A 13,219-nucleotide genomic window follows, 5' to 3' on the forward strand; every position below is an offset into this window, starting at 1 on the left:
AGGCGATGCCGGGCAGCGGCGGACAGGTGGTCGTGGTGAGGCGACAAGCGGCGGGGCGAGCTAGGTGATCACGGGCCTGCCAGATCCCGGCCGGGGCGCGACCGCGTTCACCGCCCGCGCGAGCGAGTGGGCCGCACCCATGCGAGCGAGTTCGCCTGGGCCCGCGCAAGTTCGCCGGTGGCGCAAGCGAGTCCGCCGATCGCGCGAGCGAGTCCACCACCCACGCAAGCATGTCCGCCGGTGGCGCGCACAAGTTCGCCACCCACGCTCCCGAATCCACCACCCCCGCCAGCGGGTCCACCGCCCATGCGAGCGAGTCCGCCACCCGCACGAGCGAGTCCGCCGATCGCGCGTGGCTTCGGCCATGCAGCAAATCCCCGCCCGCGCCCGAAAAACGCCCACCCGGCCTCAAGCGTGCACGGTCGCCGAAGCGGCCTCCAAGCCCAGCAAGGAAACGGCCTGCTGTCGCATCTCCACTTTGCGGATCTTTCCGGTCACGGTCATCGGGAATTCGTCGACGATGTGGACGTAGCGCGGGATCTTGTAGTGGGCCAGCTTCCCGGTGCAGAACTCCCGCACCGCCTCCGCCGTCAACGGGGTTTTCCCTTCCCGCATCCGGATCCACGCCATCAACTCTTCCCCGTACCGCTCATCCGGCACGCCGATCACCTGAGCGTCGAGGATGTCGGGGTGGGTGTAGAGGAACTCCTCGATCTCCCGCGGATACACGTTCTCCCCACCCCGGATCACCATGTCCTTGATCCGGCCGGTGATGTTCACGTACCCCTCGGCATCCATCACCGCCAAATCCCCGGTGTGCATCCAGCGGGCCCGGTCGATCGCCTCGGCGGTCTTGTCCGGCTGCTCCCAATACCCGAGCATCACCGAATACCCGCGCGTACACAGTTCTCCGGGCTCGCCGCGGGGCGCGGTCAGGCCGGTCTCCGGGTCGACCACCTTGACTTCCAGATGCGGCATCACCCGCCCCACCGTCGACACCCGGCGCTCGATGCTGTCGTCCGCGCGGGTCTGGGTGGACACCGGCGACGTCTCCGTCATCCCGTAGCAGATCGAGACCTCGGCCATGCCCATCCGCTCGATGACCTGCTTCATCACCTCCACCGGACACGGCGACCCGGCCATGATCCCCGTCCGCAACGACGACAAGTCATAACCCTCGAACCCCGGATGCGACAACTCGGCGATGAACATCGTCGGCACCCCGTACAACGACGTGCACCGCTCCGTCGCCACCGCCTCCAACGTCGCCCCCGCATCGAAGCCCGGCGCGGGGATCACCATGCACGACCCGTGGCTGGTCGCCGCCAGATTGCCCATCACCATGCCGAAACAGTGGTAGAAGGGCACCGGGATGCAGATCCGGTCCGCCTCCGTGTAATGACACAGCTCCCCGACGAAGAACCCGTTGTTCAGAATGTTGTGGTGCGACAGGGTCGCGCCCTTCGGGAACCCCGTCGTGCCGGAGGTGTACTGGATGTTGATCGCGTCATCCGCCGACAACACGATCTCGTCCAGCACCGCCCGGTCGGCGGCCTTTCCGTTCTCCAGCAACGAATTCCACACCGGCCCACCGATCAACGCCACCTGCTCCAGACGCGGGCAGCGCGGCCGCACCTCCTCGATCATCCCGGCGTAATCCGAAGTCTTGAAGCTCTCCGCCGACACCAGCAACCGGATCCCCGCCTGGTTCAGCACGAACTCCAGCTCATGCGACCGGTACGACGGGTTGATGTTCACCAGGATCGCCCCGATCCGGGCGGTCGCGTACTGCGTGAACGTCCACTCCGCACAGTTCGGCGCCCAGATCCCCACCCGGTCGCCCTTGCCGATCCCCAGCTCCAGCAACCCCAGCGCCAGCTCGTCCACCACCTCGGACAGCTCCGCATACGTCCAACGACGACCCGACGCGCACTCCACCAACGCGTCCCGGTCGCCGAAAGCCGCGACGGTGCGGGCGAAGTCGCCACCGATCGTGTCACCCAGCAACGGGACGTCCGAAGCGCCCGACGCGTAGCTCGGTTCCCTCACGTTCCTCCTCCTGGAAACCGGCCGGGCGGCGGCTGCCGCCCGGCCGGGAGCGGATCACTGCCCGTGCACCACCACGCCGCGGATGTTCTTGCCCGCCACCAGATCCTCGTAACCCTGGTTCACGTCCTCCAGCCGATAGCGGTTCGTCACGAGCTCGTCGAGCTTCAGCGTCCCTTCCTCGTACAGGTCCAGCATCTTGAGGATGTCGCGCTGCGGGTTGCCCGAGCCGAACAGGCTGCCCTTGATCGTCTTCTCCCACAGCGTCAGCACCGCGCCGGAGACGTGGATCGTCGCCTTCGCCGGGTCCGCGAGCCCGGTCACCACGACCATTCCGCCCTTGCCGATCGCGTCGAACGCCGCCGAGATCACGTCCTCGTCGACCACGCCGACGGTCACGAGCGCCTTGTCCGCGCCCTGCCCGCGGGTCAGCTCCGTGACCACCTCCTGCGCTTCCGCCGCCGTCGCGAAGGCATGCGTGGCACCGAGTTTGAGCGCGGTGTCCCGTTTGAACGCCAGCGGGTCGACGACCACGACGTTCTTCGCGCCGGCGTGCGCCGCGCCCTGCACCGAGTTGATGCCGATCCCGCCGATCCCATACACCACCACGGTTTCCCCGGGCCGCACATCCCCGGCGTAGACCGCGGTACCCCAGCCCGTGGGCACCCCGCAGCCGACGAGCACCGCCGTTTCCAGCGGCACGTGCTTCTCGACCTTGACGACCGAATGCTGCGAAATCGTGGCGTACTCGGCGAAAGTGCCGAGCATGCACATCTGCCCGTAGTCGGTTCCGCCGGAGTGGAACCGGAAACTGCCGTCCGGGAAGCTGCCCTCCAGGATCGTCGCGCCCATATCGCACAGGCTCTGGTGCCCGGTGGCGCAGTAGCGGCAGGTGCCGCAGTTCGGGATGAACGAGCAGACCACGTGGTCGCCCGGCGCGACCTTCGTGACCCCGGGCCCGACCTCCTCGATCACGCCGGCGCCCTCGTGCCCGCCGACGATCGGGAACCGCGGCGGCAGGTCACCGTCGCTCAGGTGCAGGTCGGAGTGGCACAGCCCGGCGGCGACGTAGCGGATGAGGACCTCGCCCTCGCGGGGCCCGTCCAGGTCCAGTTCGGTCAGTTCGAACGGGGTCTTGAAATCGGTGAGTACGGCGGCCTTGACCTTCATGGCGATCCTCCTCAGAGCGCGACGTTGACGGCTTTGGTCTGGGTGTAGAGATCGAGGGCTTCGGCGCCGAGCTCACGGCCCCAGCCGGACTGCTTGTAGCCGCCGAAGGGAATCGCCGTGTCGAAGCCGTTGTAGCAGTTGACCCACACCGACCCGGCCTTGATCTTCTTCGCGACCCGGTGTGCCTTGGAGATGTCGCGGGTCCAGATCCCCGCGGCCAGGCCGTATTCGGAGTTGTTCGCGGCCGCGGCGAGGGCGTCCTCGCCGGAGAACGGGATCGCGGCGACGACGGGCCCGAAGATCTCCTCCCGCACGACGCTCATGTCCTCGCGCACGTCGACCAGGACCGTCGGCTCGACGTAGTACCCGGAGTCGCCGTGGCGGCCGCCGCCGGTCAGCGCCCTGGCGCCGTCGGCGATGCCCTGCCGCAGGTAGCTCGTCACGCGGTCCAGCTGTTCTTGCGACACCAGCGGGCCGAGTTCGGTGGCCGGGTCGAGCCCCGGGCCGATCTTCACCTTGCTCGCGAACTCCGCGACGCCCCGGGTGAACTCGTCGAAAATGGACTCCTCGACGTACAACCGCGTGCCGGCGACGCAACACTGGCCGTGGTTGAACAGCCACGCGTTGGCCGAGCCCGGGATCGCGGCTTCGAGGTCCGCGTCGGCGAACACGATGTTGGGGCTCTTGCCGCCCAGCTCCAGCGACACCTTCTTCAGGTTGCCCTTGGCCGCGTCGACGATCTTCTTGCCCACCTCGGTGGACCCGGTGAACGCGATCTTGTCCACGTCGTCGTGCGCGGCCAGCGCGGCGCCCGCGTCGCCGTAGCCGGTGAGGATGTTGACCACGCCGTCCGGGAAACCGGCTTCGCAGCACAACTCCCCCAGCAGCAACGCGGTGAGCGGGGTCTGCTCGGCGGGCTTGAGCACCACCGTGTTCCCGGCCGCCAGCGCCGGCGCGAGCTTGAACGCGGCCATCACCAGCGGGAAGTTCCACGGGATGATCTGCCCGCACACCCCGACCGGCTCCCGCAGCGTGTAGGCGTGCCACTGGCTGCCCGGGATCCACGGCACCGAAGGCGTGATCGTGCGGCCCTCGATCTTGGTGGCCCACCCCGCGTAGTAGTGGAAGATGTCCGCCGCCCACGCGACGTCGACGCCCTGGGCGACGGCCACGGATTTACCGTTGTCGAGCGCCTCCAGCTGCGCGAACTGCTCGGCCCGCTCCAGCAGCAGATCCCCGATCCGCCAGATCAGCCGCTGCCGTTCGGACGGGGTGGCACGCGCCCACGGACCGTCCTCGAACGCGCGCCGCGCGGCGGCCACCGCCCGGTCGACGTCCGCCGCGGCGCCGTGCGCCACCTCGGTGATCTTCTCCCCTGTGGCGGGATCGAACGTGGCGAACGTCCGGCCCGAGGCCGCGTCCACCCACTGCCCGCCGATCAGCAGCTGTTTGGTCCCGGACACGAACTCCCGCACCGGCTGCCGCACCGCCTGCTCCGCTACCGCTGTCACACCAACCTCCTCGTCGTGGACATGGCGGTAATGGTGACGTGGACGACAGCGCGCTAACCGTGTCAAGTTGACACAGCGCGGGTCAGCTCAGCCCGAGGCTCCGCACGCGACGGTGGAGAGTGGACCGGCTGATCCCCAGCTGTTTCGCCGCGTGCGCCTTGTTGCCGCCGCAGTCGCGCAGCGCGGCGGTGATCGCGTCGTGCTCCAGCTGCTCGATCGGGGTGAGCCGCCGTGCTTTCGGACTTCCCTGGTACGCCTCGGGAAGATCGCGCGGCAGGACATCGCCCGCGGACCGCGTCGCCGCGATGTGGCGGATCAGCGTCGCGAGTTCGCGGAGGTTCCCCGGCCACGGCTGGGCGGCCAGGACTTCGAGCGTGCTCGGCGCGAGCCGGAGCGACGCGGCCACGCCGAGTTCGGTCAGCATCTCGTGCACCAGCGCGGGCAGCTCCTCGCGGCGCGTGCGCAGCGGCGGGAGTTCCCGGCGCGCCATGCAGCGGCTCGCCAGATCGGCCGCGGGCCCCTGGAGATCGGCGGCAGGCGGCCCGGTGAGCGCGACCCAGCAGGCGCCGCCGTCCATGATCGCGCCGACCCTGGCGGCCGCCTCCGGCGTCAGCAAGGCGATGTTCTCGATCACCAGCAGCCCCGCGTGCGACGCCACCAGCTGGTCCAATGTGGACACCCAGTGCCCGGCGTCGACCGCGTCCAGCACCGCCAGGGCCGACTCCCCCGCCAGCTCACGCGCGGCGGTGGACCGCCCCGTGCCCGGTTCGCCGCTGATCAGCACGTGTGTCCGTTGTGCACGGTAGGTCGCGAAATCCCGCTGGGGCGGGCGTGGCGTCACGCGCCGCGGGATCGGCTGGACGTCCGGTGGCGCGAGTTCGACCAGCACCCCCGACGCGCCCGTGATGCGCTCGAACGCCACATCCACGACGCGGCCCGAGGTCAGGCGCACGTCCCGCGCCTGGCGCACCCCGAACGGCGCGTCCATCGCCAGGCCGCGCAGGATCGCGTGGTCAGCCGCGTCGAGCAGGTCGGTGGCCGCGGCGTTGGCGAGCACCACGTCGTCACCGAGGACGAGCACCGGGCGCAGCCTGTTGAGCGCGGCGGACTGGTAGACCGCGAGCATCCGCTGCTGGGCCGCACGTGAACCCTCCAGCAGGCGCTGCTCGATGTCCGAAACCGCGCGGCGCAGGAACGGGCCGAGCAGCGGGTTCGCGTGCGCGGCCGGGCAGGTGATGTCGAGGACGCCCTCCAGCCGCCGCGTCACCGGATGCGTGATCGGATGGCCGTAGCAGGCGAAGTTCTTGAAGCAGTCGATGAAGTGCTCGGCGCCGTGCACGGACAGGCCCTGGCGCAGCTCGAAGACCGTGGCGATCGAGTTCGTGCCGGTGTTCTCCTCGGTGAACCTGGTGCCCGGCACCACCCCGAGCCGGTCCATCGTGGACTCCAGCCCCAGCTCGGCGAAGCGCCGGTCGACGATCCACGCGTCCCGGTCGGCGAGGATGAGGCTGAACGCCGTACCGGCGAGCTCGCGGGTCGCCTGGTCCAGCACCGGTTCCGCGGCCACGACGAGCCGGCTGCGGCGGTCGATGTCGGCGACCGTGAGGGTGTCCACGGAGCTGTGCGGGCTGAGCCCGGACAGCTCGGCGCGCCGCCACGACAGCGCGATCTCCGGGCGCAGCTCACCGGGTTCGGCCCGCATCCCGCCTCCTTTGGCAAGACCGTCAGGGCCGTCCACGTTAGCAACGGTTAACCGCCCCGGTCGACCACCGGCCGCCGAACGGGCGATGCCGCGCCGTATAGGGCGTTATACAGTCCGTGTGGTCCGGAGGGCGGCCGCCGACAGTGAGGTTATCTCCGCCCACCGTCCTTCGCGGAGCAGTTCCGGGCCGGCCATCCAGGTGCCGCTGACGGCCGGAACCGCAGGCAGGGCAAGGTAATCCGCCATGTTCGCCGCGCTCACCCCACCCGAGGGCAGGAACGTCATCCCGCCGAACGGCGCCGCGAGTGCCTTGATCGCCGCCGGCCCGCCGAGCAGCCCGGCCGGGAAGAACTTGACCTCCGTCAGGCCGAGCGCGGTCGCCGTCATCAGGTCCGAAGCCGTCGCCACGCCGGGCAACGCGGGCAGGCCGAGCGCCTGCGCGCGGGTGACCACCTCGGTCGAAACGCCGGGGCTGACGACGAACCGCGCACCCGCGTCCGCCACCTGCCCCACCTGCTCGGGCAGGAGTACCGAACCGGCGCCCACGGTGAGTCCGGGCAGGTCCGCCATCGCCGTGATCCCGGGCAGCCCGGCGCTGGTGCGCAGGGTGACCTCGACGACGTCGATCCCGCCGTCCAGCAACGCCTGGCCGAGCGGCCGCGCCTGGCTGGGATCGTCCAGCACCACCACGGGAATCACCGGGCATTTCGCCAGCAGGCTCATCGGAGCACCTCCCCCTCGCCCGTCACGGGCCCGAGTTCTTCCTTGACGGGAAAGCCTTCCCAGTCCCCCGGCATCGCACAAACGGCGGCGCCCGCCGCGTTGCCGAGGCGCACCGATTCCGGCACGGACGCGCCCGCGACCACCCCGCTCAAGTACCCGGCGACGAACGCGTCCCCGGCTCCGACGGGGTCGACGACGTCCACCGCCGACGCCCGCCCGCGATGGATTTCGCCGTTACACAAGGAAAGCGCGCCGAGCGCGCCCAGCTTCACGACCACCGTGCGCGGGCCCGTCGCGGCGAGCGCCCGCGCGAGCTCCTCCCCTGCCGCGAAGTCATCTCCGCCGGGTTCTCGGCTGAGCACCAGCGCCGCCTCCTCCGGACCGGCGAACACGATGTCCGCGGCGGCCACCAGCCGGGCCAGGACAGGCGCGGCTTCCTCCGCGTCCCACAGCGTGGCGCGGTGGTTCACGTCGAACGACACGGGCACGCTCGCGCCGTGGGCCAGTTCCATCACGTGCTCCACCAGCTTCGCCGGCCCCCGGCCCAGCGCGGGCGTGATCCCGGTTAGATGGACCAGCCCGGCCGAGGTGATCACCGATTCGTCCACAGTGGACATCTTCGAGAAGGCGCTGCCACGACGGTAATAGCGCACCCGGCGAGGCTTCCCGGCCCGCATTTCCTTGAGCATCAACCCGGTCGGCGCGTCCGGGTCACGTTCGGCCAGTACACGCACGCCCTCGGCGCGGATCTCCCGCGTCACGAAGTCGCCCAGCGCGTCGTCGCCGACCCGGCTCAGCCAGCACGATTCCACGCCGAGCCTCGCCAGCCCGATGGCCACGTTGGACTCCGCTCCCCCGATGCCGGCCGGCAGCGCCGCGCCGGCGGTCACCCGGCCCCACGGCGGCGTGCTGAGCAGCGCCATCGTCTCGCCCAGCGTCACGACGGGCTTCATCGCGCACCCAAGCGCAGCAGCACTTTCCCGCTCCCCCCGGCGCGATCCGCCGCCACCTCCAGCGCCGCGCCCGCGTCCGCCAGGTCGAACGTGTGCGTGATGAGGGGGCTGACGTCCAGCCCCTCGCGCAGGGCCACGAGCGCGTCGCTGATCTCGTCGGCGAACCGGTACGAGCCGATCCAGGTGATCTCGCGCGTCACGAGGTCACCGAGCCGCGCCGGGGCGGGTTCGCCGGGCAGATTTCCCACCTGCACAAGGGTTCCGCCGCGCGCGACGGCGTGCAGCACCGGCCCCAGCGCGGCCGGCGCGCCCGACGCTTCGAAGACCAGCTCGACGTCCTCGGGCAGGTTGTCCCCGGCCGAAAGGTCGCGGGTTTCGTCGGCCCCCATGCGGCGGGCGATGTCCAGCACGGGCGCCGCCACGTCCGCCGCGATCACCTTCGCCGCGCCCCGGTACTTCGCCGCGGCCACGACGAGGGACCCGATCGGACCCGCCCCGTTGACGAGAATCGTCCGTCCCGCAACGTTTCCGGCCCGGCCGACCGCATGCAGCGCGACCCCAAGGGGCTCCGCCAGCGCGCCGTCACGGGTACTCACGCCCTCGGGCAGCACGCGCAGCTGTTCCGCGCGCACGACGCGGAACTCGCTGAACCCGCCCTCGGTGTGCGGGTGGAAGGCCGCGGACCCGAAGTACCGGACGCGCGGCGCGAGGTTGGTGCGGCCCGCGAGGCGCTCGGGCAGCTCGCCCTCCGGTTCGGCGGGATGCACCGTGACCGGCGTGCCGGGGTCGATCCCGGCCACTCCCTTCCCGAGCGCCGCGACCGTGCCCGCGACTTCGTGCCCCAGCACCAAGGGATCCTTCAGCACGGCCGTGCCCGAACCGCCGTGCCGCCAGTAGGAAACGTCGGAGCCGCAGATCCCGCCCCACTCCATCGCGACGAGCACCTCACCCGGGCCGGGCACCGGATCCGGCCGCTCGTCGATCCGCACGTCCCCGGCGCCGTGCACCACCACTGCCTTCACGCGGCATCCTCCAACCGGACCAGATCACGGCCGCGGGTCTCCGGCGAAAAGTAGGCCGAAACGAGCGTGATCAGCGAATAAGCGATGAGCATCGCCGCGATCGGCCACCAGTGCCCGGTCACCGCGGTCAGCGTCGCGGCGAGCACCGGGCCGATCGCGGTGGCGAGCATCCCGCCGATCTCCTTCGCGACCGCGAGCTGCGTGAACCGCGTGCGCGCGCCGAACAGCTCGGCCATCGTCACGCTCTCCAGCGAGAACAGGCCCAGCACCGAAATGTTCAGCCCCACCACCATCGCGACGACCAGCGCGGCGGTGTGCCCGGACGCGATCGTGGCCATCATCGGCACCGCGAGCACGATCGTCAGCGCGGTCAGCGCGAGGTAGAGCGGACGGCGGCCGAACCGGTCGCCGAGGTGGCCGACCACCGGCACGGTCGCGAACCCGAGCACCGAGCCGTAGACGATCGCGGTCGTCGGCACCGACTTCGCCACCAGCAGGTTCGTCGCGATGTAGCCGACGAGGAACGTCTGCACCAGACCGGAGTTGCCCGCCTGGCCGAACCGCAGCCCGAGCGCCAGCAGGAAAGCCTTGCCCTTGCGCTGTTTGAGCCCTTCCTCCAGCGAGCCGTCGATCTCCTCGCGGGACAACGCGACGCCGTTCACCACGTCCGGCCGCTCCTCGAACACCGGGCTTTCCCTGAGGTTCGACCGCATCCACAGGCCCAGCACGAGCAGGACCAGGCTCAGCAGGAACGGCAACCGCCAGCCCCAGCTGAGCAGCTGCTGCTCGGACAGGACCGAGATCAGCACCGCCCACAGCCCGGAAGCGGCGAGCGTGCCCGAGTTGGTGCCGAGCGAGGTCAGCGAGGCGATGAACCCGCGTCGTTTGACCGGCGCGTACTCGGCGAGCATCACCGTGGCGCCCGCGATCTCCGCGCCCGCGCCGAACCCCTGCGCCAGCCGCAGCACCACCAGCAGCATCGGCGCCGCGATCCCGATCAGGTGGTACGGCGGCAGTACGCCGATCAGCGTGGTGGACACGCCCATCAGGCTGATCGTCAGGAACAGCACCTTCTTTCGGCCGATCCGGTCGCCCATCCGTCCGAAGTAGACAGCCCCGGCGAGCCGCGCGACGTAGCCGACGCCGTAGGTGGCCATCGCGGCGATCAGCCCGATGGCGGGCGAGACGTCGGGAAAGAAGATCTTGTTGAAGACGATGGCGGCGGCCAGCGAGTACAGCTGGAAGTCCATGAACTCCATCGCCGTGCCGAGCCAGCCGGACACCGCGGCGCGGGTCAGGTCGCCCGTCGTCCGCTGCACGGCCCCGTCGGGCACCGCGGCGGTGCGGTCGGTCATCGTGTGCTCCTTTGCCTCACGGGTAAGGGGGTTTCACCATTCGACGCGGCCCGCGCGCACCGCCGGAAGCCGCCCGGCCACGGCGGCAACGAGCCGTTCGTCCGCGGCCAGGTCCTCGGCGCCGACAGTGGTGAGCAGGCGGGCGACGACGGTGCGGGGGGTGGCGTCGCGCCAGCACTCCGCGAGCGCGGCGGCCGCCGGGTCGGTGGTGCCGAAGTCGTGCGCCGGGTCGGTGGCGTTCACCCAGCCGGCCAGCGCGAGTTCCAGCGTGGGGGCGCTTTCCAGCGTGCGGAGTGGGTCGAACCAGCGCTCGGGGATCTTGAGCGAACCGTCCGAGCCGATCTGGCTCAGCCTGTGCCCGATCCCGGGGTCGGCGAACCTGCCGACGAGCGCGTCCACGTAGCCGGGGAGATCGAGGCCCGCCTCCGGGAGCGTCGGCGTGATCTCCGCGCCGAGCCGCCGGACCAGGCTTTCGCCCCAGCCGGTGCGCAGCGCGTCGTCGATCGTCACGCATCCGGTGGCGAGCCCGAGATACGCCAGCGCGGAGTGGGAACCGTTGAGCAGCCTCAGTTTCCTGAGCTGATACGGCGCCGCGTCGGGCACCAGCAAGGCCCCGTCGAGCTCCCACGCCGGGCGGTCTGCCGCGAACCGGTCCTCCAGCACCCACTCGCGGAAGGACTCACCGGCGACGGGCATCCCGTCCCGGACACCGAGCGCGTTCGCGGCGGCCTCGATGTCCGCCGGGGTGGTGGCCGGAACGATCCGGTCGACGACGGTCGAGGGGAACGCGACCGCGATGCCGAGCCAGTCGAGCAGCTTTTCCTTGTCCGGCCAAGGCGAGGCCGTCACGAAGTCCCGCACCAGCGTCGCGAGCATCGGGCCGTTCCCGGCGGCGTTGTCGCACGAGACGAGGTTGACCGGCGCGCCGGTGCCGCGGAAGCGCGTGGCGAGCGAGGTCGCGATCCTGCCGATGACCGTCTGTTGTGGACCGTTGCCCGCGAGATCCGCCGCGACGGCGGGGGTCTCGGTGTCGAGGTGCCCGGTGGCGGGGTTTCGGGTGTAGCCCTTTTCCGTGATGGTGAGGGTGACCGTGGTGATCTCGGGTGATGCCAGCAGGGCGTCGAGCGGTGCGGCGTCGTCACGGAGGTGAAGCGCGTCGGTCAGCGCCGCGACTACGCGGGTGCGGCCGGAACCCCTGTCTGTCACGGAGAAAAGCCCGTCTTGCGAGCGGGCGAGCGCCACCGTGTCCGCGGAGCGTGGCGCGACCGCGACGATGCCCCAAGGCTGACCGGAGCGCGCCGCGGCTGCTTCGGTGTACACGGCTTGGTGCGCCCGATGGAATGCGCCCAGTCCGAAGTGGACGATTCGCGGTTGCAGCGAGCGTGGGTCCACCAGCGGCCGGGACTCGGCGGGGAGGGTGTCCACTGTGGAGCGGTCGAGCTTGTTCACCAGTCGTGCACCGATCCGTCGAGGCGCCGCGCCACCGGAAGATACCTTTGCTGGTAAGGAAAGCGCTCGGCGGCCCGATCGTCGTACTCGACACCCAGGCCGGGCGCTTCACCCGGGTTCAGCATTCCGCCCTCGAACGTGACGCCGCTCGAGAACACCTCCATCGTCTCGGGCACGTGCGGCATGTACTCCTGGATGCCGAAGTTCGGCACCGCGAGGTCCAGGTGCACCGCGGCGGCGAGGGTGACCGGCGAAAGGTCGGTCGCGCCGTGGGAGCCGGTCCGCACCTGGTAGAGCGCCGCGAGGTCGAAGATGCGGCGCAGGTGCGTGATACCGCCCGCGTGCACGACCGAGGTGCGGACGTAGTCGATGAGCTGCTCGGTGATCAGGTACTGCACGTCCCAAATGGACGAAAGCACCTCGCCGACCGCGAGCGGCGTGGTGGTGTGCTGGCGGATGAGGCGGAAGGACTCCTGGTTCTCGACCGGGGTCGGGTCCTCCATCCAGAACAGCCGGCAGTCCTCGACGCGCTTGCCGAAGCGCGCGGCTTCGATCGGCGTGAGGCGGTGGTGGACGTCGTGCAGGAGGTGGAAACCGAACCCGAACTGCTCGCGCACGGCCTCGAGGTAGGTCGGCGCGAAGTCGAGGTACGCCTCGGTGGACCAGGGTTGTTCGTCCGGGAGCGCCGTGGCGGCGGGTTCGTAGACCGCGCCCTTGCGTACCCCGTAGCTCCCGCCGATACCCGGCACGGCCGCCTGCGCGCGGATGGCCTGGTAGCCCTCTTCGCGGAAGCGGGCGACGTCGTCGAGGAGCGAGGGGACGTCGGTGCCGCTGGCGTGAGAGTAGACGAGGACGCCGTCGCGGGAGCGGCCGCCGAGGAGCTGGTACACCGGCAGGGCCGCGACCTTGCCCTTGATGTCCCAGAGCGCGGTGTCCACGGCGGCGATCGCCGTCATCGTCACGGGCCCGCGGCGCCAGTACGCGCCGCGGTACAGGTACTGCCAGATGTCCTCGATGCGCGCCGGGTCGCGGCCGATGAGGAGGGGGACGAGGTGGTCGCGGAGGTAGGAGGCGACCGCGAGCTCGCGCCCGTTGAGGGTGGCGTCGCCGAGCCCGGTCACGCCGTCGGAGGTCGTCAGGCGCAGGGTGACGAAGGTCCGGCCCGGCGAGGCGACGAGGACCTCGGCCCGCTCGATCTTGCTCACGGTTTCCGCTCCTTCGGGGAGGCCAGCTGGTGTAGCAGTACTGGTATACAAGCATCCGTGCTGCTGGGCCGTCAAGGTGGGGG

At 70.6% G+C, this 13,219-nt stretch carries 10 protein-coding genes; all 10 read right to left on the bottom strand.

Annotation, left to right across the window (positions count from 1 at the left end; translation table 11 throughout):
- Positions 1 to 408: 408 nt before the first annotated feature.
- The gene (locus FPZ12_RS43885; protein WP_150980789.1) at positions 409 to 2,049 is read right to left on the bottom strand and encodes an AMP-binding protein; all 1,641 of its coding nucleotides are present in this window, start codon (positions 2,047 to 2,049) and stop codon (positions 409 to 411) included.
- Between the two features lie 54 nt (positions 2,050 to 2,103).
- Complete coding sequence (locus FPZ12_RS43890; RefSeq protein ID WP_144759949.1) at positions 2,104 to 3,216, bottom strand: NDMA-dependent alcohol dehydrogenase; 1,113 nt, start codon at positions 3,214 to 3,216, stop codon at positions 2,104 to 2,106.
- 11 nt (positions 3,217 to 3,227) lie between these two features.
- Positions 3,228 to 4,727 carry an aldehyde dehydrogenase family protein gene (locus FPZ12_RS43895; protein WP_144759952.1) on the bottom strand — a complete coding sequence of 500 codons (1,500 nt, stop codon included), beginning with the start codon at positions 4,725 to 4,727 and terminating at the stop codon, positions 3,228 to 3,230.
- Between the two features lie 82 nt (positions 4,728 to 4,809).
- Positions 4,810 to 6,429, bottom strand: a complete 1,620-nt coding sequence (locus tag FPZ12_RS43900) for a sigma-54-dependent Fis family transcriptional regulator (RefSeq protein WP_144759955.1) — start codon at positions 6,427 to 6,429, stop codon at positions 4,810 to 4,812.
- 105 nt (positions 6,430 to 6,534) lie between these two features.
- On the bottom strand, positions 6,535 to 7,152 hold the full coding sequence (locus FPZ12_RS43905; RefSeq protein ID WP_144759958.1) for a bifunctional 4-hydroxy-2-oxoglutarate aldolase/2-dehydro-3-deoxy-phosphogluconate aldolase: 618 nt from the start codon (positions 7,150 to 7,152) through the stop codon (positions 6,535 to 6,537).
- Positions 7,149 to 8,105, bottom strand: coding sequence for a sugar kinase (locus FPZ12_RS43910; RefSeq protein ID WP_144759961.1), 957 nt, complete (start codon positions 8,103 to 8,105; stop codon positions 7,149 to 7,151). The genes FPZ12_RS43905 and FPZ12_RS43910 overlap by 4 nt, the downstream gene beginning before the upstream one ends.
- Positions 8,102 to 9,127 (bottom strand): L-idonate 5-dehydrogenase, encoded by a 1,026-nt coding sequence (locus FPZ12_RS43915; RefSeq protein WP_144759964.1) that lies wholly within the window; start codon positions 9,125 to 9,127, stop codon positions 8,102 to 8,104. Before FPZ12_RS43915 ends, FPZ12_RS43910 begins: the two co-directional genes overlap by 4 nt.
- Positions 9,124 to 10,482: an MFS transporter gene (locus tag FPZ12_RS43920; RefSeq protein WP_144759967.1), complete on the bottom strand. Its 1,359-nt coding sequence runs from the start codon at positions 10,480 to 10,482 to the stop codon at positions 9,124 to 9,126. The genes FPZ12_RS43915 and FPZ12_RS43920 overlap by 4 nt, the downstream gene beginning before the upstream one ends.
- A gap of 33 nt (positions 10,483 to 10,515) precedes the next feature.
- The gene (locus tag FPZ12_RS43925) at positions 10,516 to 11,931 is read right to left on the bottom strand and encodes a mannitol dehydrogenase family protein (protein WP_243770342.1); all 1,416 of its coding nucleotides are present in this window, start codon (positions 11,929 to 11,931) and stop codon (positions 10,516 to 10,518) included.
- Positions 11,928 to 13,136, bottom strand: a complete 1,209-nt coding sequence (gene manD / locus FPZ12_RS43930) for a D-mannonate dehydratase ManD (RefSeq protein ID WP_144759973.1) — start codon at positions 13,134 to 13,136, stop codon at positions 11,928 to 11,930. The genes FPZ12_RS43925 and manD overlap by 4 nt, the downstream gene beginning before the upstream one ends.
- Between the last annotated feature and the right edge of the window lie 83 nt (positions 13,137 to 13,219).

This window comes from Amycolatopsis acidicola, assembly GCF_007713735.2.
GTDB classification, from domain to species: Bacteria; Actinomycetota; Actinomycetes; order Mycobacteriales; family Pseudonocardiaceae; genus Amycolatopsis_E; species Amycolatopsis_E acidicola.